Source organism: Streptomyces sp. NPDC057616 (genome assembly GCF_042800575.1).
Taxonomy (GTDB): Bacteria; Actinomycetota; Actinomycetes; order Streptomycetales; family Streptomycetaceae; genus Streptomyces.
Map to the genome: position 1 here is coordinate 26,404 of NZ_JBHVGU010000018.1, position 24,471 is coordinate 50,874.

At 69.8% G+C, this 24,471-nt stretch carries 24 protein-coding genes; 13 read left to right on the forward strand and 11 right to left on the reverse strand.

All coding sequences use genetic code 11. The annotated features are described in order from the left end of the window. Positions 1 to 58: 58 nt before the first annotated feature. From ACFU97_RS23020 to ACFU97_RS23030, 3 genes are all read right to left on the reverse strand, one after another. Positions 59 to 1,423, reverse strand: a complete 1,365-nt coding sequence (locus tag ACFU97_RS23020; protein ID WP_384259437.1) for a glutamate decarboxylase — start codon at positions 1,421 to 1,423, stop codon at positions 59 to 61. A gap of 537 nt (positions 1,424 to 1,960) precedes the next feature. Next, positions 1,961 to 2,101, reverse strand: coding sequence for a hypothetical protein (locus ACFU97_RS23025; protein ID WP_384259440.1), 141 nt, complete (start codon positions 2,099 to 2,101; stop codon positions 1,961 to 1,963). Between the two features lie 277 nt (positions 2,102 to 2,378). Further along, positions 2,379 to 3,311 carry a LysR family transcriptional regulator gene (locus ACFU97_RS23030; RefSeq protein ID WP_384259443.1) on the reverse strand — a complete coding sequence of 311 codons (933 nt, stop codon included), beginning with the start codon at positions 3,309 to 3,311 and terminating at the stop codon, positions 2,379 to 2,381. Between the two features lie 80 nt (positions 3,312 to 3,391). Between ACFU97_RS23030 and ACFU97_RS23035 the strand changes: the two genes are divergently transcribed. The 3 genes from ACFU97_RS23035 to ACFU97_RS23045 all read left to right on the forward strand — a co-directional run bounded on the left by ACFU97_RS23035 (position 3,392) and on the right by ACFU97_RS23045 (position 5,158). After that, positions 3,392 to 3,901: a cupin domain-containing protein gene (locus ACFU97_RS23035; RefSeq protein WP_384259446.1), complete on the forward strand. Its 510-nt coding sequence runs from the start codon at positions 3,392 to 3,394 to the stop codon at positions 3,899 to 3,901. A 44-nt stretch (positions 3,902 to 3,945) separates the two neighbouring features. After that, positions 3,946 to 4,308, forward strand: a complete 363-nt coding sequence (locus tag ACFU97_RS23040; RefSeq protein ID WP_384259449.1) for a DoxX family protein — start codon at positions 3,946 to 3,948, stop codon at positions 4,306 to 4,308. 169 nt (positions 4,309 to 4,477) lie between these two features. Then, positions 4,478 to 5,158, forward strand: coding sequence for a class I SAM-dependent methyltransferase (locus tag ACFU97_RS23045; RefSeq protein WP_384259452.1), 681 nt, complete (start codon positions 4,478 to 4,480; stop codon positions 5,156 to 5,158). 213 nt (positions 5,159 to 5,371) lie between these two features. On the opposite strand, the gene ACFU97_RS23050 is transcribed toward ACFU97_RS23045, so the two are convergent. Then, positions 5,372 to 6,268 carry a LysR family transcriptional regulator gene (locus ACFU97_RS23050; RefSeq protein ID WP_384259454.1) on the reverse strand — a complete coding sequence of 299 codons (897 nt, stop codon included), beginning with the start codon at positions 6,266 to 6,268 and terminating at the stop codon, positions 5,372 to 5,374. A 91-nt stretch (positions 6,269 to 6,359) separates the two neighbouring features. Here ACFU97_RS23050 and ACFU97_RS23055 point away from each other — a divergent pair, with 91 nt between their 5' ends. The 8 genes from ACFU97_RS23055 to ACFU97_RS23090 all read left to right on the forward strand — a co-directional run bounded on the left by ACFU97_RS23055 (position 6,360) and on the right by ACFU97_RS23090 (position 14,154). Next, entirely contained in the window at positions 6,360 to 7,700 is a 1,341-nt protein-coding gene (locus ACFU97_RS23055; RefSeq protein ID WP_384259457.1) for an aspartate aminotransferase family protein, read from the forward strand. A gap of 78 nt (positions 7,701 to 7,778) precedes the next feature. Next, on the forward strand, positions 7,779 to 8,213 hold the full coding sequence (locus ACFU97_RS23060) for a MarR family winged helix-turn-helix transcriptional regulator (protein ID WP_384259460.1): 435 nt from the start codon (positions 7,779 to 7,781) through the stop codon (positions 8,211 to 8,213). Further along, positions 8,210 to 8,680, forward strand: a complete 471-nt coding sequence (locus tag ACFU97_RS23065; RefSeq protein WP_384259462.1) for a hypothetical protein — start codon at positions 8,210 to 8,212, stop codon at positions 8,678 to 8,680. The genes ACFU97_RS23060 and ACFU97_RS23065 overlap by 4 nt, the downstream gene beginning before the upstream one ends. A gap of 318 nt (positions 8,681 to 8,998) precedes the next feature. Beyond that, complete coding sequence (locus ACFU97_RS23070; protein ID WP_384259465.1) at positions 8,999 to 10,771, forward strand: hypothetical protein; 1,773 nt, start codon at positions 8,999 to 9,001, stop codon at positions 10,769 to 10,771. A gap of 17 nt (positions 10,772 to 10,788) precedes the next feature. Further along, on the forward strand, positions 10,789 to 11,202 hold the full coding sequence (locus ACFU97_RS23075) for a hypothetical protein (RefSeq protein ID WP_384259467.1): 414 nt from the start codon (positions 10,789 to 10,791) through the stop codon (positions 11,200 to 11,202). A gap of 59 nt (positions 11,203 to 11,261) precedes the next feature. Further along, positions 11,262 to 12,038, forward strand: a complete 777-nt coding sequence (locus ACFU97_RS23080; RefSeq protein WP_384259469.1) for a hypothetical protein — start codon at positions 11,262 to 11,264, stop codon at positions 12,036 to 12,038. Positions 12,039 to 12,249: 211 nt separating this feature from the next. Beyond that, positions 12,250 to 13,200 (forward strand): SDR family NAD(P)-dependent oxidoreductase, encoded by a 951-nt coding sequence (locus tag ACFU97_RS23085; RefSeq protein WP_384259472.1) that lies wholly within the window; start codon positions 12,250 to 12,252, stop codon positions 13,198 to 13,200. 102 nt (positions 13,201 to 13,302) lie between these two features. Beyond that, on the forward strand, positions 13,303 to 14,154 hold the full coding sequence (locus ACFU97_RS23090) for a class I SAM-dependent methyltransferase (protein WP_384259475.1): 852 nt from the start codon (positions 13,303 to 13,305) through the stop codon (positions 14,152 to 14,154). Between the two features lie 123 nt (positions 14,155 to 14,277). Here ACFU97_RS23090 and ACFU97_RS23095 read toward each other — a convergent pair whose 3' ends face one another. After that, the gene (locus ACFU97_RS23095) at positions 14,278 to 15,009 is read right to left on the reverse strand and encodes a GAP family protein (RefSeq protein WP_384259477.1); all 732 of its coding nucleotides are present in this window, start codon (positions 15,007 to 15,009) and stop codon (positions 14,278 to 14,280) included. A 376-nt stretch (positions 15,010 to 15,385) separates the two neighbouring features. On the opposite strand from ACFU97_RS23095, the gene ACFU97_RS23100 reads away from it, so the two are divergent. Then, positions 15,386 to 16,198, forward strand: a complete 813-nt coding sequence (locus ACFU97_RS23100) for a YhjD/YihY/BrkB family envelope integrity protein (RefSeq protein WP_384259479.1) — start codon at positions 15,386 to 15,388, stop codon at positions 16,196 to 16,198. On the opposite strand, the gene ACFU97_RS23105 is transcribed toward ACFU97_RS23100, so the two are convergent. Beyond that, positions 16,192 to 17,481 carry a chloride channel protein gene (locus ACFU97_RS23105; RefSeq protein ID WP_384259782.1) on the reverse strand — a complete coding sequence of 430 codons (1,290 nt, stop codon included), beginning with the start codon at positions 17,479 to 17,481 and terminating at the stop codon, positions 16,192 to 16,194. The two genes, ACFU97_RS23100 and ACFU97_RS23105, sit on opposite strands and share 7 nt — an antisense overlap. A 214-nt stretch (positions 17,482 to 17,695) precedes the next feature. Next, positions 17,696 to 18,106 (reverse strand): hypothetical protein, encoded by a 411-nt coding sequence (locus tag ACFU97_RS23110; RefSeq protein ID WP_384259482.1) that lies wholly within the window; start codon positions 18,104 to 18,106, stop codon positions 17,696 to 17,698. 270 nt (positions 18,107 to 18,376) lie between these two features. Here ACFU97_RS23110 and ACFU97_RS23115 point away from each other — a divergent pair, with 270 nt between their 5' ends. Next, positions 18,377 to 18,784: an SHOCT domain-containing protein gene (locus tag ACFU97_RS23115; protein ID WP_384259484.1), complete on the forward strand. Its 408-nt coding sequence runs from the start codon at positions 18,377 to 18,379 to the stop codon at positions 18,782 to 18,784. Between the two features lie 54 nt (positions 18,785 to 18,838). Here ACFU97_RS23115 and ACFU97_RS23120 read toward each other — a convergent pair whose 3' ends face one another. The 4 genes from ACFU97_RS23120 to ACFU97_RS23135 form a co-directional block, all read right to left on the reverse strand. Next, on the reverse strand, positions 18,839 to 20,182 hold the full coding sequence (locus ACFU97_RS23120; protein WP_384259487.1) for a hypothetical protein: 1,344 nt from the start codon (positions 20,180 to 20,182) through the stop codon (positions 18,839 to 18,841). A 113-nt stretch (positions 20,183 to 20,295) separates the two neighbouring features. Then, on the reverse strand, positions 20,296 to 20,685 hold the full coding sequence (locus ACFU97_RS23125) for a TraR/DksA family transcriptional regulator (protein WP_384259489.1): 390 nt from the start codon (positions 20,683 to 20,685) through the stop codon (positions 20,296 to 20,298). A gap of 77 nt (positions 20,686 to 20,762) precedes the next feature. Next, on the reverse strand, positions 20,763 to 21,305 hold the full coding sequence (locus ACFU97_RS23130) for a carboxymuconolactone decarboxylase family protein (RefSeq protein ID WP_384259492.1): 543 nt from the start codon (positions 21,303 to 21,305) through the stop codon (positions 20,763 to 20,765). A 164-nt stretch (positions 21,306 to 21,469) separates the two neighbouring features. Beyond that, positions 21,470 to 24,244 (reverse strand): AAA family ATPase, encoded by a 2,775-nt coding sequence (locus tag ACFU97_RS23135; RefSeq protein ID WP_384259784.1) that lies wholly within the window; start codon positions 24,242 to 24,244, stop codon positions 21,470 to 21,472. Between the last annotated feature and the right edge of the window lie 227 nt (positions 24,245 to 24,471).

The window sequence follows — 24,471 nt, forward strand, 5'->3', positions numbered from 1 at the left end:
GCTTGACGCTCCGGTACCCGGTCGGCGGCCGTAGGTGCTGCCGCTCCCCGCCAGTGCGTCAGTAGCCGGTGCCGCGCTTCACCTGGGCCCGCTCGATCCCGTGGGCCGCCCCCTTGTCGTCCAGCGTCCGGCACGCGTCGGCGATGTCCTGGTAAAGACGATCGATCTGCTCGCGGCTCAGGGTCTCCTTGACCAGGGCGCGAAGGATCTTCACCCGTTCCGCGTTGGGCGGGAGCGTATATGCCGGCACCATCCAGCCGCGCTCGGCCGAGAGCTGCCAAGCGATGTCCGACTCGTCATAGGCGTGTTCGCCGGCGAGGCGGAAAGCGACCAACGGCAGCTGCTCGAGGTCGCTCCCGATCACTTCGAAGCGGCCGCTGCTACGGAGGTTGTCGGCCAACGCGCGGGCGTTGTCCTGCATCATCTTCATGACGTAGGTGTAGCCCTGGCGACCGAGCCTGACGAAGTTGTAGTACTGGGCGAGCACCATCGCCGCGCCCGTGGAGAAGTTCAGCGTGAACGTCGCGTCGGTCTTGCCCAGGTAGTTCTCGTAGAACACGAGGTCCTGAGCCAGGTCGGACTCCTCGCGGAAAATCAGCCATCCGATGCCGGGGTACACCAGGCCGTACTTGTGGCCCGAGACGTTGATCGAGCGCACCTGCTCGAGCCGGAAGTCCCATTTCGAGTCCGGGTAGAGGAAGGGCCACACGAATGCGCCGCTGGCGCCGTCGACGTGGATCGGGATGTCGAGGTCCCGCTCTTTGCGGACGTCCCGCAGGAGCTTGTCGATCCCGACGACATCGTCCTTGTGGCCGGTGAACGTGGTGCCGAGGACGGCGACGACGCCGATCGTGTTCTCGTCGAGATGGGGCTCCACGTCCTCCGGGCCGATCGTGTACTTGCCCTCGGCGAGCGGCACGATCCGCGGCTCGACGTCGAAGTAGCGGCAGAACTTCTCCCACACGACGTGGACGTCTCCTCCGAAAACCAGGTTGGGCCGGTCGATCGACAGGCCCGCTGCCTGGCGGCGCTCGCGCCACTTCCACTTCAACGACATCGCGCCGAGCATGATCGCCTCGGACGAGCCCTGGGTCCGGCATCCGGTCGTCCTGCCCGGCGCGTGGAAGAGGTCGGCGAGCATGCGCACGCAACGCTGCTCGATCTCGGCGGAGATGGGGTACTCCGCGTGGTCGATGAAATTGCGGTGGAGGTTCTCGGCAATCAGCCGCTGCGCCTGCGGCTCCATCCAAGTGGTGACAAACGTGGCGAGGTTGCGCTGCGGATCGCCCTCCATGGCGAGATCCACATCCACGAGCCTCATTGCGTCCGTCGCGGCCATACCTTCCTCGGGGAAGGTCTCCGAGGGGGCGGGCGCGGTCAAGAATCGGTTACCGAAAAGAGCCGCATCGTCGCGCTTAGTCATGCGTCGATTCAAGCAGCGCCGGAGCCTGCCGCGGGCGAGGGACACACGGGGACAGAACGGGGCGTCGGCCAGCACCTCTGCGCGCGGCAGGTCACCGCAAGATTCCCTTCGGGGTGAACACGGCGCAGATGTGTTCCCGCTCTTCCGCGTGGTCGGCCGTCGGTGTCGCGCGGCCTCACTGTGCGCTCGGGCCTTCTCCTCGTACATGCGATGAGCCGTCGACCACCGGCTGTTTGTCACGCCCGTGAGTCGACGGACCGCGTCCGGGTGCGGCAGCCGCTGCTGCACATCAAAGGCATCCCACGACCGCCCATGCGGGAGCGACGACGGGCCTACGCCGGCGGACGCGTAGAACCCCGACCAGTCGGCGCCAGGCGGTTCACCGGCGGCAAGCTCCCGGCCCGCCTGGTGCGTTCGCGCTGCTGCTTCTGCGCCGCCCACATCAGCACCTCCAGCCCCGCCGACTTCAGGGCCGTACCCGCGGACGCGAGCGGGAGGGACGCACGACGTCCAGGCGCCGGGCCGCGGGCGAGACGGTCAGACCGTAGTCGGACCGTAGAGCTTCACGGCCGCGACGATGCCACGCGGCGCCATCCAGCCGATGAAGCCGCGCTCGCCACGCGTCAGGTCGGTGCCGAGAGTGGACACGACCGCGATCAGCGGTCGGACGGCAGGCATCAGAAGGGCGGCGAGCCAGGGCAGGCAGCACCACATGGCTCGGCGAATGCGGCGTGACAGTGGCCGAGAGGGAGATGAAGAGCAGGCCGGGGATCATACCGACCAGAGTCTCGAAGATCGGCCGGCGCGCCCGGACGTCGACACCCGGGCCGAACGTCGGATCAGCGCTCGCCGCGACCAGGTGATGGCCCCTGCCCGCCTCCGCCTCGGGCATCCCATCAGCTACGCCAGGGCAACCCACCTGCTGCCGCGTGGACTCAGCGGACCGCGGCGCCCGTCACCGAAGTCGTGGTGCGCGCCGCGCCGTTTCAGGTGGTCTCTGACGTGGCGCCGCGACGGCGCGTGACGGCGCGCCGCGCACTGCCGTGGCTGCGGCCAGCGCAATCGCGCCGAACGAGCGGACCAGCGGATTCGTGTCGCCTTCGCGCCAGGCCACCACCGCACGGCTCGGCTCCATGTCGGCCAGTGGCACCACCACGAGGCCCGCTCCCGGCTCGTGAGTCAACAGCGTGATGCCGACCGTGCCGTTCCACAGAACGGCTTGACGGCACTCCTGGACCGCACGCACGACCGGCCCCTCGCGGCGCTCCCCGCCGTTCCAGTACGACAGCCAGAGAGGGTCGGTGCCCTCCGGGAAGACGAACCAGCGGCGGTCGGCCAGGTCCGCCAGCCGCACGGCGCCACAGCCGGCCAGCGGATCGTCGGCACGCAGCAGCGCCCCCACCGGATCAGCACCCAACTCGCGTACGGTCAGGCCGGTTTCGTCGAAGGGCGCACGGGTGAGGGCGATGTCGACGAGGCCCGCGTGCAGGCCGCAGGTGGGGTCGGCCAGGCTGGTCTCGCGGACATGGACTTCGACGTACGGATGCCGTCGGCGGTAGTCGTCCGCCAGCCGCCGGATGCCGGGATCGTCGCTGTCGCCCAACAGGCCCACGGTGAGGGATGCCGCGCCGGCCGCCGCGGCCACGCGTACGTGCATCCGGTCAGCCTGGTCGAGCAGGCCGCGCGCCTCCTCGAGCAGCACCGCCCCCACCGCGGTCAGCGAGACACCGGCGGACGACCGGTCGAACAGCACGGCGCCGACTTCCGTCTCCAGCTGCTTGATCGCCCGGCTCAGCGGCGGCTGGCTCATGTGCAGCCGGGCGGCGGCCCGGCCGAAGTGCAACTCCTCGGCAACTGCCACGAAATAGCGCAGCGTTCGCAGCTCCATGCTGCAACGATACCCATCCGGTATCGGAATGCCATAATGAGTCTTGGACAGTGCGGTGCACCGGATCGTGAAATCGAGGCATGACAGACGAACACACGGCCGATGCTCGGCCGCATTCCGTCGCCGCCGTATCGGTGGTCGGCCCGGGGGACGGGGAGAGCATCGTCCTGGGCACCACACGTATGCGGATCCTCGAGGACGGCAGCACCACCGGGCACCGTCTCGGGATGGCCGAGTCCGTGCTCGCACCGCACACCCCCGGCCCGCCACAGCACCGTCATGCCCAGCACGACGAGGGTTTCTACGTCATCTCCGGCACGGTGCGGTTCACGGTGGGAGACCGGGACTACGACGCGACGCCGGGCACGCTCGTGATGGTTCCGCCCGGCGCCCCGCACACCTTCGCCAACGTCACCGACCAACCGGCCGTCATGCTCAGCACGTTCACACCCGACCTGTACGTGCAGTACTTCCGAGACCTGCGGGACATGATGGACGACGGCCAGGATCTGACCCCTCAGGCGCACCTCCGGACGATGAGCCGGTACGCCACCGAACCCGCCACAGGTACTCGCCCGACGACGGCCTGACACCACGACTCGCCCGCCCCATGCCCCGCCAGGAATGGAAATCCGTGAACGTCGCCTATTGGATCGTCGCCGGTCTGCTCGCCCTGTTCTACCTCTACGGCGGCGGAATGAAGCTGGTCCGCACGCGTGACCGGCTCCGGCCGATGATGGGCTGGGTGGACACCGTGCCGATGCCGGCCGTCAGGCTCATCGGGCTGGTCGAAGTGCTCGGCGCGCTCGGACTGATCCTCCCGCCGCCGAGTGGCATCGCTCCCTGGCTGGCCCTCGCCGCGGCCATCGGCTTCGTCATCCTGCAGATCGGTGCGACCGCGGTCCACCTGCGCATCGGCGATCGCCAGATAGCCCTCAACATCACGCTCTTCCTGATCGCGGCCGTGGCCGCATGGCTGGCAACCACCTGGCTATGACATCGCGGACGTCACGACTGGCAAGGCCGTCGACGACAACGCAGCGGCCGTAGCAGCCGTCGCCGGCTGCGGTTGGCAGCGACCGGGATCTCGACACGTCCTTTCAACGCCGTTTGCCGGACCGGCAACAGGAGTGGCACACCTGGAGGCCGTCAGCGACGGTAGGCCCGTGACCGACAACATCGCAGCAGAATCAACCGCGTCCGACACCCCCTTCCCTGCCGACCGATATGTCGGAGACCCCACGGTGCGGGCCGAGTGGGACGAGCGGTACGCCGAACGTCAGCAGTTGTGGAGCGGCAGGCCCAACGGCGCGCTCGTGGCCGAGGTCGAAGGAGTCACACCTGGGCGAGTCCTCGACGTCGGCTGCGGCGAGGGCGCGGACGCCATTTGGCTCGCGCGCGGCGGATGGCAGGTGACCGCGCTCGAGGTTTCGGGCGTGGCGCTCGAGCGGGCCGCCGGACACGCGCGGGATGCCGGCGTGGCCGTTCACTGGGTGCACGCCGGACTCACCGAGGCGGTGCTTCCGCCGGCCTCCTTCGATCTGGTCTCCGCACAGTACCCGGCGTTGCTGCGCACACCCGACGCCTCAGCCGAGCGAGCGCTGCTCGCGGCCGTCGCGCCCGGCGGCGTACTGCTGCTCGTACACCACGCGGGAATGGACACCCAGCAGGCGCACGACAGCGGCTTCGACCCGGCCGACTACGTCTGGCCCTCGACGGTCTCCGATCTACTCGACGACGATTGGGAGGTAGAGGTGGACGAGCAACGGCCACGCGTGGCACCCGAGGGTGGCGCGGGCGCACACCACACCGACGACCTGGTGCTGCGCGTACGCCGACTGCGCTGAGACCTCTCGACTCACGGCAAGCACGGCAAGCACGGCATCCTGGCAGACGTCATGCCCGCTCCACTGACAACGGCCTTCGCGCAGGCGGTACGGCGCACAAGCCACTTGCCGCCCAGATCCGCGAACCGTTCCTGCACCGCCGCGCTCCGTGCGCCCAGGCGAGCACCGCGGCCTCGCCTGCTGCGCGCACCGCGCCAAGTGGCGTACGGCGGATCACGGATCCCCTGCCGAGGGCGGCAGCAGTGCGTCAAGTACCAGGCGCACCGCTCCACGAGGCGGTGTCCCCCTGCGGATCGCCGCCGTGATCGTACGGGTCACGGGGTTGGCCAGTTCCCGTGTGGCGACGCGATAGCGGCCGGCGTCGACAGCCAGCCCCGGCAGCAGTGCGACCGCGTGCCCGGCTTCGACGAGTTCCAAGGTCAGCATGTAGTTGCTGAACCGGCCGACCACACGGGGCTCGAACCGTGCCTGTCGGCACAGCCGCAACGCTAGATTCGCCATGTACGACTGCGGGATGTCGAAGGCCCACGGCTCATCGGCGAAGGCGGCCAGGTTGGCCGGTCCTCGCCCGGCGGCGGGATGTTCAGGGGGCAGCACCAGCAGGATCGGATCCGTCGCCAGCGGCAGGAGGTAGAGGTCCGGGCCGAGCGGCAGCTCTCCGAAGTCCGTGGTCGTGATCACGAGGTCCGCGTCACCGGTCCGCAGGGCGGGGACACTCTCGTGCGGTTCCAACTCCAGTAGCTGGACGTCGAGATGGGGGTACTCGCCTGCCAGCCGTGTCATCGCCGGTACGGCCATGGTGTGCACCGCGCTCTGGAACGCCCCGAGCCGCACCAGTCCCGACGGTTCCTCGCCGAACCCCCGCAGCTCCGCCTCCACGGTGTCCATGTGATCGAGGATCGCCCGCGCGCGCTGCGCCAGGATCCGTCCGGCCGAGGTCAGCCGTACCCGCCGCCCCGTGCGTTCGATCAGCTGTGTGCCGGTCTCTGCCTCGAGTACGGCGAGTTGCTGGGACACGCTCGACGGGCTCAGGTGCGCGGCCTGGGCCACCGCTCTGACCGTCCCCAGCGTGTCCAGCTGAGTCAGCAGCCGCAGCCTCCAGGGGTTCATCACCCCCCTCATTCTTGTGCGGATCTTCCGAACAGTACAGCCGGAATTGTGTGATGGACGCGGCCCTCCGCACCGCCCTACCTTCAGAGCCATGGCTGCTGCGACCCCTGCCTCCACCGACCGGACGACCCCTGCCTCCAGGTTCTGGGCCGACGCGGATCGGCACCTCGTCCGCTACGGCGGAGACTTCACCCACGAGGTCATCGACCGCGCCGCCGGAAGCTTCGTCTTCACCGCGGAAGGCCGGAAGATCCTCGACTTCACGTCCGGCCAGATGAGTGCGATCCTCGGGCACTCCCACCCGGCGATCGTGGAGACCGTCCAACGCCAGGTCGCCACCCTCGACCACCTCTACAGCGGCATGCTGAGCCGCCCGGTCGTCGACCTGGCCCGGCGCCTCGCAGAGACACTGCCCGCCCCCCTGGAGAAGGCCCTGCTCCTGACCACCGGCGCCGAGTCGAACGAGGCCGCCGTCCGGATGGCCAAGCTGGTCACGGGCAAGCACGAGATCGTCTCGTTCGCCAGGTCCTGGCACGGTATGACGCAGGCCGCCGCCTCCGCCACCTACAGCACGGGGCGCAAGGGCTACGGCCCGTCCGCACCTGGCAACTTCGCGATCCCGGTGCCCCACGCCTACCGCCCGGACTTCACCACCCGCGACGGAGACCTTGACTGGCGCCGCCAGCTGGACTTCGCCTTCGAACTCATCGACGCACAGTCCACCGGCAGCCTCGCGGCATGCCTGGTGGAACCGATCCTCAGCTCCGGCGGCATCATCGAACCTCCGCCCGGATACTTCGCGGCTCTTCAGCACAAGTGCCGCGAGCGCGGCATGCTCCTGATCCTCGACGAGGCTCAGACCGGCCTGTGCCGCACCGGCACCTGGTACGCCTTCGAACGCGACGGTGTCGTCCCCGACATCCTCACGCTCTCCAAGACCCTCGGTGCGGGCCTGCCCCTGGCGGCCGTCCTCACCAGTGCCGAGATCGAGCAGGAGGCGTACGACCGCGGATTTCTCTTCTTCACCACGCATGTCTCCGATCCGCTGGTGGCCGCGGTGGGCAACACCGTGCTCGACGTCCTGGCCGAGAAGCGGCTCGACGAGCGCGCCCGTAAGCTCGGCGCCTTCCTGCGGGCCGGCCTGGAGGACATGGCCACCCGTCACGAGGTCATCGGCGACATCCGCGGCCGTGGTCTGCTCGTCGGCCTGGAACTCGTCGTGGACCGTGAGACCAAGCAGAGTTCGGACGAACTGGGTGCCCAGGTCACCCGCCGCTGCTTCGAACTCGGCCTGCACATGAACATCGTCCAACTCCCCGGGATGGGGGGCGTCTTCCGTGTAGCACCGCCGCTGACGGCGACCGAGGACGAACTCAACCTCGGCCTCTCCATCCTGGACACGGCGATCGGTGAGGTGAGCGCGGCCCTCTAAAGACGGCAAGCTACATCCCGGTTGCCGCACGCAAACGCGCTTGCCAGGCATTAGTACGATCTCGTAATATCCGAAACCATGAAGCCCGAAAGCGTGCAATCGGCACGGTCGATCTTGCTGACCCTGCAGCGTGCGACCCACGCCTCCTTGCAACTGATCGCTGCCGAACTCGTCGACCTCGACCTGACCGCCTCGGAGATCAACGCCTTGGCCAATCTCGCCGACGGTCAGGGCCGGACCGTGTCCCAACTGGGGGCTGCCGTAGGGGCCCGCCCCACCACGCTGACCAGCGTGCTCGACCGACTCGAGCGTCGTGGGCACATCACTCGCGGTACACGAGCCGGCGATCGCCGCTCGGTGCTGATCGAACTCACGGAGTCCGGGCGAGCGGCAGCAACGCTGATCAGCCAGACGCTGGCCGATCTCGAGAGCCGCGCGTTGGATGGCCTGCCCGCCGAGGCGCTCGCAGGCTTCTACGCCGTGGCGGACGCCTTGATCAGGGAGGGGTCATGACGGCTGACAACCATGGCGCGGCCGAGGGGGCCTCGCCGTTCTCCGAGTTCATGGACGAGGTGATGGCCACCGCCGAGCGGTTCGGGCATCGCCAGCACGTTCACCTGACCTGGCTCGCCGTTCGGCGATACGGAAGCGGCGCGGCGGTGGATCTGATCAGTGACGGTATTCAGCGCACCGCCCGATACGCCGGCGTCCCGCAGAAATACAACGCCACCGTCAGCCGGGCGTGGGTCGAACTGGTGGGACACCACGTGGGCGAGTCGGACACGGCCGACTTCGACACCTTCGCCCGGCGGCACCCCGCACTGCTCGACAAGAAGCTGCTCACCCGCTTCTACCGGTCCTCGACACTCGCCGACGCCCGAGCCAGGGCCGGCTGGGTCGAACCTGATCTGGCGCCCTTCCCCTGGCGGCGTGGCGACGGGGCACATCAGCAGGCTTTCGGGAGTTGGTCGCCCCATTAGCCCGGGCCCCTTGCGGGTCGGCCAGCGGACGAGTCGTACGTCGCGCGCCACCGCATTAGCAGCTTCATCCGGCGCGGGTCCGGGCTTCTGGCCGACTTTCATTCCATCGGTGCTCGTTGTGGCCATGGCCGTCCGCCGGCGGCCGCCTCCGCCCTAGTTTTGCCCTCTCATCCCTCGGCATCAGAGTGACGCATTCTCATGGTCGTCATTCCGTCGACCGGGGAGATGACGGAGCATCGGGGGAACGACGTGTCTGGCGTGAGCCTTCCACCACACCGTTACAGCCGCACGGAAGCCACACGATTGCTGTGTGCCGGCGTGTACCAGGACGCGGCCTTCCGACGGCGGGTCATCGAGGAGGTGTGCGACCACCGCGAACGGCCGATCGCCCCGCCCAACGGCGTCGACATCCTGCCCGTCCTCTCGCACGCCCTGCGGGTGACCTCGCAGGAGGCACGGGCCTCGCTGCTCATGCTCGCTGCCTGGGCGGGGTTCTTCGTGTCCGACGTGATCATGTTCTGGGACCGGCTCTCCGACCGCTGGGGCGACGGTGCGGAGGTGCACTTCAGCGATGTGCTCACCGCGTTCTTCCAGGGCGACGATCAGTTGACCGACGGCAGGCCGCTGCCGTGGTCGGTTCTCTACGCGCTGGTTGCCCTGGCGTTGTGGTTCGCCCGTACGGTCGGCGGAGGCGGATCGGCCGCCCGTTCGGCGGGACTGCCCGACCCGGTGGCCAAGGCCGCCGACGGGGCCGGCACGTTGATCTCCCTCGGCGCCTGGTCCCTTGCCCTCTACTACTGGTACGCGTACTTCTCCGGACTGCTCGGCGGCCACGCCCAGACTCCGTACCCGCTGCTGTTCCCTCTCGCCATCGCGCTCATCGCCTGGTGGTACCAGTCCTGGCAGCGCAAGTCCCTCTGCCGGCTTCTGAGCCGCTGGACATTTCCCACCGCGACCCAGCCCGCGCTGCCCCCGGGCCCCCTGTTCGAGATGCTGCGGGACGACGTGCAGCGGGAGCAGGAAGCGTCGCTGACCCTGTACGACCCCGACAGCCCGTCGTTCGTGGGGGTGGGCACACAGGGCACTCCCTGGTCGTTCGCGTTGGAGTTGCGCAGGCGCACGCCGCAACCCGGCGAGAAGGATGGCGCGGACGTCGGCTCCGGCGGCGGCGCTCTGCCGCGCCAGAACGGCGGTCCCCTCACCGCGGACGCCGCGCTCGCCATGATCGAACCGCAGTTGACGGGACTGCGCGAGTCCGCCGCGCGCAGTGGCAAGGACCGGCTGCGGGACCTTGAGATCGACCGGTTCGTCTACGTCCCCGGCGGCGTGGCACGCGACGAGGAGCTGGAGATCGGCGGGGTCCCCGACCCGGCCGCGCTCCCCCAGCGAACCGGCCAGCGCCGCGGTCTGCCCGTCTACGACCCCGCCCAGGTAGCCGCCCACCGGAAGGAGGCCGTCGACGAAGGCGGCGAAGGGCGGCGGGTGTTCCTGCGGATCCGGGTGGGTGCCTGGCAGGAACAGGTCGTGGTCACCGTCCTCGTCCGGGTCCACACCCAAGGCCGCATGCTCGTCCTCGAAGTGCTGCCGTTCGTCCTCGGCCCCGTCCGCAAGGAGTTCCGCGCGGTGGACGCCCTCGTGGAACGGCTTCCCGAGACCTGGGCCCGGGGTGCGATGCGCGCCCTGCGCGACGCCCCCTCGATCGGGGTCGACGCCGGTATCGGGGGCCTTGCCACTCTGCGCAACACCGTGGCGACCAACTGGTCGACGCGGGAACCGCCGCCGGACGTGCCGAGGCTGTCGCTGCGCGAACTGGCCGGCAACAAAGGGCTGTCGGCGTTCCAGCGGATGGACAGCACCCGCTATGTGAAGACCATCCAGGAGCGGATCGTGAACGGCGTCCGCGAGGCGCTCAAGGCGCACGGCTACCGCACCGAGGAGTTCGAACAGCACGTCTACCAGCTCAGCGGCGGCAGCGTGTTCATCAAGGACATGTCCGGCGGCGCGGTCGCCACCGGCAGCCACGGCAGCGCCACCCACAACAACCAGCCACCGCCATCGGCTCCGCCCACCCCTGCCAACCACACGCCATGAGACAAGGAACGCGGCACATGTCGAACAGCGGACAGAGCACTCCGGAGCAGCCGCCCAACAGCAGCGGCGGCAACGTGAGCATCGGTTCGATGAGCGGGGGCTCGATCGCCACCGGCACGCACGGCAAGGCGACGTCGTACAACGTCACGGGTACCGGGCCCGACCCGCGCCACGCCGAACTCCTCGGAGCCATCCGCGGGTTGCGCGGCGCGCTGCCGCCGACGGCGGACCGCAGCCCCGAGGACGCGACGCTCGACGGTGAACTCGCCGACGCCGAGGCCGAGATCGAGGGCACCGGAACGGCCGACCCGAACCGGCTCACCCGGCTGCTGGGCGGGGTGCGGAGCTGGCTGGGTTCCCAGGCCGCCGCGGCGGGCGCGATCGCCTCGGCCACCGCCGTCGTCCAGGGCATCGCCCAACTGCTCGGCTGACGGCACAGCACATCCCACGAAGGCACGACGAGGGCACGAGGACACGGGGGACGGCGACGATGAGAGTGTTCGACACCGAGCGGCAGGAGTGGTCCGCGTCGCGCCGTGAGCGGCTCTTCCAAACCGAACGGTATCTCGACCTGCAGCGCCAGCGGGCCGTTCTCCAGCGCACCGCTGTCGTCCTCACGGTGTGCGGGATTTCCTTCGGCGCGTGGGCCCTGGGCTGGAAGGACGAGCCGAAGCCCTACCGGCCGCCGGCCCAGGAGGCGCCCGCCGATCCGGGCGCCTCCGACGGCGGTACGACGGCCGACCCCACGCAGTCCGAGTCGACCTCGGCCACCGCCCCGGCGGGCTACACGGTCCTCGACGACTCCGAGGGCTTCCGCATCGCGGTGCCCGAGGGATGGACCCGCAAGAGCGAGCCGTCGCAGTACGGCATCGACATCGTCGAGTACCGCGGCCCCGACGGCATCCGCAGGATTCAGATATTCCAGGTCATGGAGGCCACCGCGCACGAGTCGGTGGTGGAGTCCCAGAAGACGAGCAGCAAGCTGGACGGCTACCAGGAGATCCATGTCCAGGACGTGACCGATGCGTCCGGGGGCGAGGCGGCCGAGCACGAGTACACGGCCGACGAACTCAGCGGCGAATCCGCCTCCGGTGTCGCCTACCACGTCATCGACTACCGCTTCCAGGCCGAGGACGGTGAGAAGTACGCGCTCATCGTCTACGGCCCGCACTCGGACGCAGCGGACGCCGAACGCGAATTGCTCGACACGGCACGGGCCTGGTTCTGCCCGCCGAACACCCAGTGCGACGCACCGGAGACGTCCTGATCCTGTGGGCCGACGCGGCGCGCAGTGGCGTGGCGTGGTGCGGTGCGGTGCGGTGCGGTGCGGGTCGGTGATCTGTCGGCCGGATGTCGGCAGTCCGCCAAGGCTGTCGGTGATCGATAGGCAATGTGTCGGCGGTCGTTGCGACCGTGGGTGGCGAGTTGCCCGGCGGCGGCTGCCGTAGCCGCCTTCACGAACAAGGGAGCCCGTCACCATGCCATCCGCGTCCGCCACGCCGCCCTGGAATGTCCGACGGCTACCCGGGGCCCAGGGCCGCGTTTTTCTGGTCACCGGTGGCAACGCCGGCATCGGCTACTTCGTCGCAGAGCAACTGTCGGCGACCGGAGCCACCGTGATACTCGGCAGCCGGAACCCGGCCAAAGCCGCAGTTGCCGCGGGATCGATCCGTGCGCGTGTTCCCGCTGCGCAGGTGCGCGCCGTTCGGCTGGACCTGGCTGATCTGGCGTCCCTGGAGCAGGCGGTGAGATCACTGGACGTGCATCGCCTTGACGCCGTGGTCCACAACGCCGGTGTCGCGCTCGACGATTCACCGCGCCAGGAGACCAGGGACGGTCACGAGCTCATGTTCGGCACGAACCACCTCGGGCATGTCGCCCTGACTCACTGGCTGCTGCCGCTGTTGTCGGCTGCGCCGGCGGCCCGCGTCGTGACCATGGGCAGCTTCGCAGCGAAGTCCGAGCGGCTCCGCCTGGACGACCTGCAGTCCCGGAAGGACTACCGGCCCAAGCGCACCTACGGCCGTTCCAAGTTGGCGCAGATGTACTTCGGCATCGAACTCGAGCGCCGCCTGCGCGCTGCCGGCAGCACGGTGGCCAGCGTGGTCGTCCATCCCGGCGGCGCGCTGGACTCCCTCACCCCCTCACGACCACCGGTCCACATGCGGACCACCCGGGCGCGGCTGAGCGCGGCACCTGCGGCCGTCCTCGTCCAGGGCAAGGACGCCGGTGCATGGAGTGCGGTCCGAGCGGTGCTCGACCCCGCCGTGCGCGGAGGCCAGCTATGGGGACCGCGCGCATTCGGCCTGCGCGGCGAGCCCCGACGCGAACCGGTGTGGGAGCACCTCGCCGACACCTCCGTCGCGGCGCGGCTGTGGGACGCGAGCTGCCATCTGACCGGCACAGACCTCGGCGCCATTTCCGCATAGCCCGGAAGTGCCTCCGGTGCCTCATCGGCCGAACAACGTCATCTCGGCGAGCGGCGATTGCCCTCGTCAGTTCCCTTGAAATCGACCATCTAGGCTGGTGCGGTGACTGATGAGCAGGAGCAGGTGCAGCCGTCGGGAGTGTGGGCCACGGGGGTGGGGGTGGCCCGGGTGCGGGCGCTGGAGAGCGAGCGGGAGAACGCGCTGTTCCGCGACCCGCTGGCACAGGCCTTCGCCACCGCCGGCGGCCTGTGGCCCTCCCCGCCGCCGCTGCCCGATGACGAGGCCGCACGACGCCGCCGGCTGGCCGTCGCCTTCTCCATCGTCATCAGGACGAAGTTCCTCGACGACCTGTTGCAGCAGGCCTCCGCGTCCGGGGTCCGGCAGGTCGTGCTCCTCGGCGCCGGCATGGACAGCCGGGCCTTCCGGATCAACTGGCCCGAGGGCACCCGGCTGTTCGAGGTCGACACCGCCGCGCCGTTGGACTTCAAGGCTTCGGTGCTGCGCCAGGAGCGGGCCGTCCCGCGCTGCGAGCGGATCACCGTAGCGGTGGACCTGCGGGAGGACTGGCCGGGCGCGCTGGCCGCCGCAGGGCACGACCCGACCGCACCGACCGTGTGGATCGCCGAAGGGCTGCTGATCTATCTGCCCGAGGACGCGGTGGAGCTGCTGCTGTCCCGGATCAGCGCACAGTCGGTGGCAGGCAGTCGTATGGGGCTGACCTTGGGATCGCGCGGCGTGATCGAACGCTTCGGCGCGGACGCCGTGCCGGGATCGGCGGCGTCCATGTGGGTCTCGGAGATGCCCGACGACCCGGTGGGCTGGCTGGCGGGGCACGGCTGGGAGGCCGACTGCCACACCCTGCGCGAGCGCGCCGCCGCCTACGGCCGTCCGATCAGCACCCCGCCGCAGCGCGAGGAGCGGCCCGGCGGACTGATCTCGGCGGTCCGCCGGTAGAGCGCATCCCGGTTGCCCGGGTGATCGATTCCTGGATCTGACGAGGGACACCGGGTTCGGGCGCCACCGGCTGTGCGACCGGTTGCGTGCCGACGCCGTACTTCGGACCCACGGCTGGATCGCTCAGGACGTCAGCTGGGCGATGCTTCTGCTCACCAGGAACAGGCCGGCCACCAAGGCCACGGCCACCAGCGCCTGTTCCTGGTGATTCGTGATCCACGTGCGCAGCTTGCCCAGGCGCACCCTGGCCGCGTCCGGAGCGAACGTCGTGTAGACCTCCATCGCCAGCAGACTGCTCGTGGCAAGGAGGCAGTACCCGAACAGGGCCAGGTAGGAGGAGGCGTGGGACATGTCGGCGTCGACCACCGTCGCCGCGCCGGCCGCCACCAGCCCCCACGGCTGGAGCAGCGGACCAAGCGCTGCCGCGCTCCACAGGGAAAGCCGGTCGAGTCGCGCCATCAGTCCACCGGAAGACGTCCGCCGGTGACCGGTCCGGTGTTCGGTGCGGTGTTCGGTGCGGTGTTCGGTGCGGTATTCGGTCCGCTGTCCCGCCCCGTCTTGGTCCTTGTGACGACGGGCTCGGTGCCGATACCAGCCGTAGCCTACGAGCCCCACGCCGATGGCCAGCTTGATCGCGGACGAGGCGGTGGAGGGCGGGGAGTGGGGAGCCGGCGGCTTGCCGCCGGTGCCGAGCAGCACGGCGGCCAGGACGGCCACGAAGCAGGCCAGCCAGGCGAGGATGAAGACGAGGCCCTTCAGGACGCCGCCGTGCGCCGACAGCACCAGGACGAACGCGGTCACCGACAGGGGAAACACGGCGATCGCCAGGCCGATGAGCACAAGGTCAAGCACCATCGCAGCCCCCGGGCGCTGCTGCGCACCCGACCACGGGGCGGCTCCCGCTCATGGCTTCAGTTTCACTGCCGGATCCGCACCCCACAAATTGTCCACGGCGGGCCCTGTTCGCGTCCGCGACGCATCCGATGCCTTAACCTCTACGTCCCATTTACGCCTCTTTGTAGTTGTTTGTTGCCCCATCCGGCCTTGCGTCGTGACCTCGCCCGGGGCCAGACGGCCGTGGTGGCGGCACCCTGGCAGCATGCAGTCAGGGACAGGGACCGGAGGAAGCCGTCCGGACCGCCCGTCACACCGGGCGGCCTGGCGGGAGCGAGGCGCCTCGGCCAGGTCCTGGCTGACGAGACTGCGAACCCGGGCCGAGACCCGGTTTCCGGTGATCACGCATCTGCTGTCCCACCTGATCTCGGTGAACGTGCTCGACTCGGCGACCCGGCTGGCCGCCCAGGCATTCCTCACAGCAGTGCCTCTGCTGTTCGTGGTGGCCTCCCTCGCTCCGCAGTCGGTGCGTGACCAGTTCGTCAGGTCCCTGCACGAAGCCTTCGGACTCTCCGGAAGCTCGGACGCCGAACTGAACAAGGTGCTCAAGGGCGGCGGTCAGCCGTCCGACGAACTGCGGCAGACCACGGGTGTCGTCGGCGGGCTCATGGTGCTCATCTCGGCCACCGCGTGCAGCCGCGCCATGCAGCGGCTGTGCGAGCGCGCGTGGAGTCTGCCCGGGGCGAGCGCGCGGGTGGCCGCCTGGCGCTGGATCGCCTGGCTCGTGGCGTGGCTGTTCATGTTCGCCATCCAGGGGAGCCTGCGCAACGGATTCGGTCTCGGCCTGTGGCTGGGCGTGCCGCTGCTGCTGGTCGCGGAGACCGGAATCTGGTGGTGGACGCAGCATCTGCTGCTGACCGCGCGCGTGAAGTGGCTGCCTTTGCTGCCGGGCGCGGTACTGACCGGCACGGCCCTGAGCGTGCTGACCTCCACCGCGGCGTTGTACGTGCCCCGGGCCCTCAACCACAGTCTGGAGAAGTACGGCTCGCTGGGCGCGGTCTTCACCCTGTTGTCCTGGCTCATCACGCTCTGCGTGGTCGCGGCCCTGTGCATCACCGCCGGGGCGGTCATCGCCCGTGAACCCTGGGCCGCCCGCCATCTGGACCGTCCCACGAGGCCGGGGTCAGCCGGCCCTGGTGAGCGTCAGTGAGCCGTCCGGTCGGCGGACCGTTCGCCGAACGCCGGGATGTCCGGCCCCTGCGGCAGCCGCTGGACGAGCACGAAGGACACGACCGCGGCCAGCACGACCAGCGCCACCGTGTCCACGTTGCCCAGCAGGAGCACGACCAGGACGACGCTGCTCACGGGCAGCTGCAGGGCCGCGGTCACCGAGGCGGCCATCCCGGCCGCCATGGCCGGTACCAGTCCCAGGCCCGGCAGCGGCGCCAGCAGGACGCCGGCCGCCCCGCCCAGGAACAGGGCGGGGAAGACGGGACCCCCACGCAGACTGCCCAGACACAGCGCGTACGCCAGGCCCTTGAAGGCCAGTACGGCGATCAGGGCGCCCACCGGCCAGGCGTGCGGGTCCTGCGCCAGACTGGCGAGCGTGGACTCCCCGGAAAGCGCCGCCTCCGCCGGCGACCGACCGGTGGCGACCGCGTAGAGGCTGATGCAGACCGCCGCACCCAGGGCGCAGAGCACGGTTTTCCGGACCGTCCGGGTCGCCACGAAACGCGCCGCCAACCGCCCGCCCACGAAGGCCCAGTGGATGAGGAAGGCGAGGGCGGGCGCCAGCACCAACACCCACAGCACGTCCTGCCAGTCGAGCGGCGGCGGCTTGGGCAGACCGATGTCCAGGCTCCCCGTCTCGAAGCCGGTCCAGTGGACGAACCCGGTGAAGATCAGGTCCCCCACCCCGCTCGCCAGCAGAGCCGGCAGCATCACCGCGAACAGCTGCGGCCCGCCCACCCCCGCGACCTCCATCAGCAGCACCGCGCCCACGATCGGATTCCCGAAGAGTGCGGAGACCGCGGCCGCCGCCCCGGCGGCACCGAGCAGTGCCGTGCTCGCCTCGGTCTCCGGCGCCCGGGCCAGGCTCGCGAAGAGCAGCGCCAGTGCGCCGCCCATCGCGATCAGCGGCGCCTCGGGCCCCAGCACGGCACCGAACGGCAGACCCACCAGGGCGGCGATCAGGACGCCCGGCAGCGCTCTTTTCGTGATGCCACCCGAGTGCAGGCCCCCGGCGGGTACGTGTCCGCCCCGGCCCGGCGACCGCGCGACCACCAGGCCGACCACGAGACCGGCCACGGTCAGCAGGGGCAGCGCCCACCACCAAGGGGCCTGTTTCCAGCCCAGGTCCTTGGGCCAGTCGGTCCAGATCAGCTGCTCCAGCTGATTGACCGCCACGAGGAACCAGAACGCGATCAGCGCCACCGGAATACCGATCAGCCCGCAGAAGACCAAGGCTTTGCGGTACTCCGGCCGGCCCAGCATCGTCCTCAGCAGGTCGGCTTCCGGAGGCCGGCTCCGCTCCGCGGACCCGGAGCCGCTCTCCGACGTCGTCTCGGCGATGGGTCCTCCCGAGTTCGGCGCCACACCAGGGCGCGTCGATCAGAACACGGCACAACCCGCCCGGCGCATATCAGGACGAAAATGTCAGCACAGGACGGGTCATGCAAGCCGTCGTCCTACGGAACCACGGCCCTGCTCACGGTTCCCGCCGGACGACGCACAGTCCCCAGATGACGAAGGCGTACATCGCGATCAGCGCGAGCGACCACACCGGGTAGTACGGGACCGACAGGAAGTTCGCGATGATCAGCAGTCCCGCGATGCCGACCCCTGCGACTCGGGCCCAGGTGGCGCGCGTGAAAAGGCCGGCGCTCACGGCCATGGCGATGACTCCGAGGACCAGCTGGATCCAGCCCCAGCTGGTCAGGTCGAACTTGAAGACGTAGTTGGGAGTGGTGACGAAGACGTCGTCGTTGGCGATGGCCATGATGCCCTGGAAGAGGTCCAGGACACCGGCGATGAACAGCAGGACGGCAGCGAACACCGTCAGTCCGCCGGCGGTGGCCTCTGCGGCTTCCGAACGGCGGTGCGTCGTGGTCGTGGCCATGATCGTTTCCTCACGTTGCCGGTGAGAGTCAGCAAGGAGCAGCATTCGGCGCTGCTTCTTCGAACATGCGAGGTGATCCGGCAAAGGTGATCACCCGTGGCGGGTGAGCTTGCTGCGATTCGCCGATGCGCTCGACGTGCCGGTGATCACTCACCCGCGCCGGGTGAGGCAGGACGGGCGGTCCGAGGGCATCGTCGCAGGAGCAGGCGATCGGGCCAGGGCCTTCGGGGTGCCCCCGCCCGGTGGAGGCGAGGAAGAAGGAGAGCTGACATGAATCTCGCCTACGACTATCCAGTCCTCGGAGCGTTCTGGACGGTCATGTGGATCTTCCTGTGGGTCCTGTGGATCGTTCTGCTCTTCCGGATCATCGGCGACATCTTCCGGGACGACACGCTCGGCGGGGCGGGCAAGACCGGATGGCTCATCTTCGTGGTCGTCCTGCCCTTCGTCGGCGTGTTCGTCTACGTCCTCGCCCGCGGCAAGGGCATGGGCAAGCGCGCGGAGCGGCACGCCCGGGCCCAGCAGCAGGCGTTCGACGACTACATCCGCGAGACGGCGGGCAACGGTGCGGGAGCCGGGAGCGCGGCGGATCAGCTCGCCAAGCTGTCGGAGGTCCGCGCCAAGGGCGACCTCACCGAGGCCGAGTTCCAGCAGGCCAAGGAGAAGATCCTTCACTGAACCCGGGCGTGCCGTCGCGCCGGCCGTTCACTTCGGTCGGCGCAGCGGGGCGGGTCAGTGCGCGGCCGCGGCCGCGCCGCCCGCGCCGGTGGGCGCAGTGGAGTCGTCGTAGTCCAGGAACTCGCGGATCGCGAGGGCCGCCAGGGTGATCACCGCGGTCCACACCACGACCGCCGTGGTCGGGTAGGTCCAGGTGAACAGGACGACCGCCGCGACGACCAGGATGACCACCCCGATCCAGCGCTTGAAGCGGTGGACGAACCGCCCGACCGCACCGAGACGAAGACCCGCCGACCTCGTCACGTCGCGCAGCGCGCCGATGCTCCTCGTGCAGCCGGTGCGCGTGACCACGGCGATGCGGGACGGACCGGCGAGGAAGGCCCCGGCGGCGGTGAAGAGGGCGACCGCGGCGAGGGCACGTACACCGGCCCGCAGGAACTTGACCAGGGCGTCGTACACGGATCCTGCGGCGGCCTGGGAGGCGCCCGGCGGCAGATGATTGAGATAGGCGTCGCGGGCGACGGTGAGGCCGATGCCGAGAACCAGCATGGCGACGAACACCGACAGCGCGGCCCCGATCAGGGCATGCCGCCGGTTGAACGCCACGTACACGCCCGCGGCCGCGACCAGCAGCGCGACGACAGGCAGCCAGCCGCCGAGAATCTGCAGCACTCGCACGTAGGACCTGACCTTGCCGAGGTCCTTCGACGCGAACACCACGAAGTCCGTGTGCACGACCGGGATCTTCGCGGCGGGTGAGAAGCCGGCATCGACCAGCTGCTTCTTGACGTCGGCGACGATCGGCCCCAGGTCGATGACGACCTGGTTGTCCTTCAGCTGGACGGCGCCGTCCGCCTGGCCGGTCAGAGCCTTGTCCAGGGCCGTGTGCGCCCTGCGGTTCGCATTCACCCAGACGGTCTCGAAGGCACTGCTGGTGACCACCCGCTCCACGGCGGTGCTCACCAGCTGCTTGAGTCCGTTCTCGATCGGGCCCTGCAGGTTGCCCAGGAGCTTGGCCGTCTGAGGCGGAACCCCCTTCGCCGAGGCCGCGTCCGTCAGCTGCTTCACCAGTGCGTCCACGTCGACCTGCGCCACCACGGCCGCGGTGACCCGGTTGGTGACGGCCTTCTGCACGTCGGGATCACTCGCCAGGGGCCCGACCGTGGCGACGTAGCGGTCCGTGTCCTGGACGACGCTGTTCGCCCACACAGCCACGACGGACAGCAGCGCGAGCAGCGCGGCGAGAAGGATCAGCAGCGCCGAGCCGAGCGAACGGAACGGGTGATGCCGCGCCGCGCTGGGCGGCCCGGCGCCCTCCAGGGCATGCACCCGCTCCCGGAGCTCGTCCAACTCGCCACGCTCTCGTGCCGAGAGCTGTTCGTCCCCGCTGTCACTCATGGTCACCAGCAGAGCTGCCCGGTGTGCGGTCCGCGACATGGACGAATCAGGCGGGTGAACGGGGCACCGGAGCGCAAGGGCTTCCGGTGCCCCTGTCTGGGCGCTGACCTGCGTCAATGCGGATCGGACCGCGACTTCTCCAGTTCTGTCCGGCAGCGCAGGCAGTGCTCGAGGTGCGGAAGCTCCCGCAGACGCTCGGGGTCGATCTCCGTGCCGCAGCGTGCGCAGTACCCGAATCCGCCGTTCTCCAGCCGGTCGAGGGCGCTCTCGATGCGGGCCAGGAGCGCGCCTTCGTTCTCCGTGTGGGCCTGGTACTGCCTCAGCGCCTCAGCCGTGGAGCTGACGTCTGCCGCGTCGAGCAGGCAGTCGGCTCGCAGCTCCTCCTCCTTGAGGGAGCGCTCGTCGAGCCGGCGGTGCAGAGCGGCGGCCTCCTCGGCGAGCCGTGCGCGCACGTCCTCCGCCTCGGACGGACTCATCGTGTTGCGTGGTTCCTCGATGCTCACCTCTTCCGCCCTTCCTCTGTCCCTCAGCCCGGCTGTCCGTCGGTCCAGCGGTCCATCAGTTCAGCAGGTCGATGGCGTCATCGCGGAGTGACGAGCTCGGGGTATTCGTTGGGGGTGTCGTTGAAGCGATTGAAGTAGTTGGTGAGGACGTTCAGCGCGAGGTTCGCGATGATCTCGGCGACCTCCGCGTCCGTGACACCGGCGGCGCGTGCCTCCTTGATGTCCTCGTCGGCGACAGAGCCGCGGCCGCGGGCGATGGCGTCGGCCAGCTTGAGCACGGCGTCCGTGTGCGGGTCGTCGGATGCGGCGTCCCGGGCGTGGTCGATCTCCGCCTGGTCCAGCTTGTCGACGTTCTTGGCCAGGAAGGTGTGCGCCGACAGGCAGTAGGTGCATCGGTTGTACTCGGCGCTGCTCAGAGCGAGTCGTGAACGTACGGCCGCGGGCAGCACGCCCTCGTTGAGCGCACCCGACAGCGTCGTCCAGGCCTTCACCACCGCGGGGCTGTTGGCCATGTACTGCGCCATGTTCGGGATGACCCCGATCCTCGCCTTCATCTGCGCGTACAGGTCGGCGACTTCGTCGGTCGCGTCGGCGGGCTTGATACGGGCGAGCTCAGTCATCACAGTTCCTTTTCCGTGTCGTACGGGAGTCTTGGCTCCACTGCTTCGAGTGTGCTGACCCGTACGTGCGACAGACAGCTCCTTTCGTTTCGCTTTTCTGCCCCAGAGTCTCATCCAGATCTACCTGGCTATGTTGACCGCACAGAGCGCCGCACCCGCGCCCGTCAGGTCTGAGAGGCCGACTCCGGCAGGACGCCCGCGAGTTGGCTGCGTGAGGTGATGCCGAGCTTGGCGAAGACCTTGCGCAGGTGGTACTGGACGGTGCGTGCGCTGATGAAGAGCCGGGTGCCGATCTCGGGGTTCGTCAGCCCGTCGCGAGCCATCCCGGCGATCTGGGTCTCCTGCGCGGTCAGGCTCGGGCCCTTGGCCCGGGGTGCGCTCTTGTGCGTGCTGCCGCCGACGGCGCGCAGTTCGCGGCCGGCGCGCGCGGCGAAAGCCACCGCCCCCATGTCGGCCAACATGGCGTACGCGGTGCCGAGTTGGACGCGTGCGTCGTTCCTGCGACGCCGACGGCGCAGCCATTCGCCGTAGAGGAGATGGGTCCGGGCGAGATCGACGCGCAGGCTGGTCCTGCTGAGGCGGGCGACGGCCTGGCGGTACAGCGGCTCGGCCCGCTCGTCCTCGACCAGCAAGGCGTGCGAGCGGGCCTGGACTCCCAGCACCCAGTCGGTGCCGCTGGCATTGGCCATCTCGGTGAGCTGCTCGAATGCTTTGACGGCGTTTTCCGGGCGCCCGCTGTGTGCCGCTGCCTCGATCGCTTCCGGCAGGGACCAGCAGAGCGCGGCCACGTCCTTGTCGTAGGCGAGGGTGTTCCGGCCTGCGGCCAGCGCGAGGTCGTACTGTCCAAGTCCGTTGTAGAGCAGCGCCTTTGCCCATTCGGCGAAAATGATGCCGATGCCCTCGCCTCGCAACGTGGCGTCCTGAACCGTGGCGTCCGTCAGCGAGATCACCTCGCTCTCGTCACCGCGCAAGGCGGCGAGCGCCATGGCGCCGTAGGGGGCGAGTCCGCTCCCGGTCACCTCCTGGGCCACCTTCAACTCGCCGATCAAAGCTGCCGCGTTGGGCAGGTCGCCGGCGAACAGCAGCGTGTAGGCGCGCTGGGTGAGGGCCAGCGGGAGCTCGCTGAGCGCGCCGGTCCGGCGGGCGAGCTCGACGTAGCGGCCGGACAGCAGGTTCCAGCGGTCGTCGTCCCATACGCGGATCGCCGTGATGGCGGCCAGCCACATCCAGCGCAGTTCTTCCTCGGCCGTCATGTCGGTTCCGAAGGTGAACAGCGCCAGAGTCAGGAACGGGATGCCCGCGTCGTAGCCCTTGTCGAGGGCCGCGGCCATGCCTTCGAGCAGCAGGTCGACGGAAGAGGGCGGGTGAGGCGAACGAGGTGCGGCGACGGCGGCACGGGCCGCCTCCGCGACGCGTCCCCCGGGACCGGCCAGCCGACCGGCGAAGACCGCCGCGGAGAGCGCGTCCAGATAGGTGGCCCGGGACAGCGTGACGTCGAGAGGTTCGAGCTGCCGGGCGGCCTTGAGCAGCAGCACCGGTGCGTCCCCGCCGCGGCAGGTGTGGTACGCCAGTTGGGCGCGGACCACGTCGGCGCCTGCCCGCTGCCGGGCCGTGAGCGGTGCGGACTCCGTCATGTCCAGCAGGTCCTGAGCGGCGTCGAAGAATCCGGCCTGCACCTTGGCCTCGGCGGCGGCCACCGCCCGTCCCGCCCGTGTGACCGGATCGGTCGTGAGTACGGCCGCCTCCTTGAGGAAGGCGGACGCCGCGGCCAGACCGCCACGGGCCCGCGCGCGTCTCGCGGAGCGCTCGAGTTCGGCGGCGACGTCCTCGTCCGGTCCGGGTGCCGCCTGCGCGCGGTGCCAGGCGCACCGGTCGGGGTCCAGGTCCTGATCGGTGGCCTCGGCGAGGGCCCGGTGGGCCGCCTGCCGCTGCTGTGCCGAGGCGTACCGGTAGATGGCGGTGCGGGCCAGGGGGTGACGGAAACGCACGCGCGTACCGAATGCGGCGAGGCCGGCGTCGGCCGCGGGCGTCGCCGCGCCGGCGTCGATGCCCAGGCGGCTCGCTGCTCGCCAGAGCAGTGCCGGATCGCCGGACGGATCGGCAGCGGCGACGAGCAGAAGTGTCCGGGTCTGCCCGGGCAGGGCGGCGATCTGCTGGAGGAAGCCCGCTTCGAGGCCGTTCGGCAGTGGTGTGGCGCCGGGAAGCCCGAAGCCCCCCGCGAGATCGGTGAGCGTCAGGCACCGCGCCAGTTCCAGGAGCGCGAGCGGGTTGCCCCGGGCCTCCAGGAGGACCTGGTCGCGGACCCGGTCGTCGATGGGGCCGCTCAGCACCGAGCCGAGGAGGCCGCGCGCGTCGGTCTCCCGCAGGCCGGTCAGTGCGAGCCCGGGTATCCCGTCCAGGTCGTTGCCGCCGCCGCGGGTCGCGAAGACCAGTCCGATCGACTCGGCGCCGAGTCGGCGGGCCACGAACGCCAGAACGTGCACCGAGACCTGATCCAGCCACTGCACGTCGTCCACCAGGCAGATCAGAGGCTGCCGTTCGGCGGCTTCGGAGAGCAGGCCCAGCACCGCGAGCCCGACCAGGAAGCGGTCGGGTGGCGGGCCGGCACTCAATCCGAACGCGGTCCGCAGCGCGTCACGCTGCGGTGCCGGAAGCCTTTCGTGCAGATCGAGCACGGGCAGGCACAGCTGGTGCAGGCCCGCGAAGACGAGCTCCATCTCCGACTGGACGCCGACGACACGGATGACCTGGCAGTCCGCCGCCTGTTCTTCGACGTAGTCCAGCAGTGCGGTCTTGCCGACGCCCGCTTCGCCGTGCACCACCAGCGCCTGACTCGTGCCGGCGCGGACGTCGCCGATGAGACGATCGAGGGTGCTGCACTCGAGGCGCCGGCCCGTCAGCGCCGCCCCATGGCTCCAGCGCGGCACGTGGGAGGACATCTGCACGGGATCAGCCTATCGCTCAGGTGGACCGGTGATGGCGTACGGCCGGTGGCGGGCGATGACCACTCTGAACAGGTTCCGGCCCGTGCAGTGCGGCGGGAGCGACCGGCATTCGGGCCTGTGCAGAGTGGCCAGTGGCCAGGCGCACCAGCCAGTGGCGGATGCGCTCGGGCCGGCCGTGGCGGAAAGATCCATTCCGAGCGTGCCGGCCACCCGCATCGACG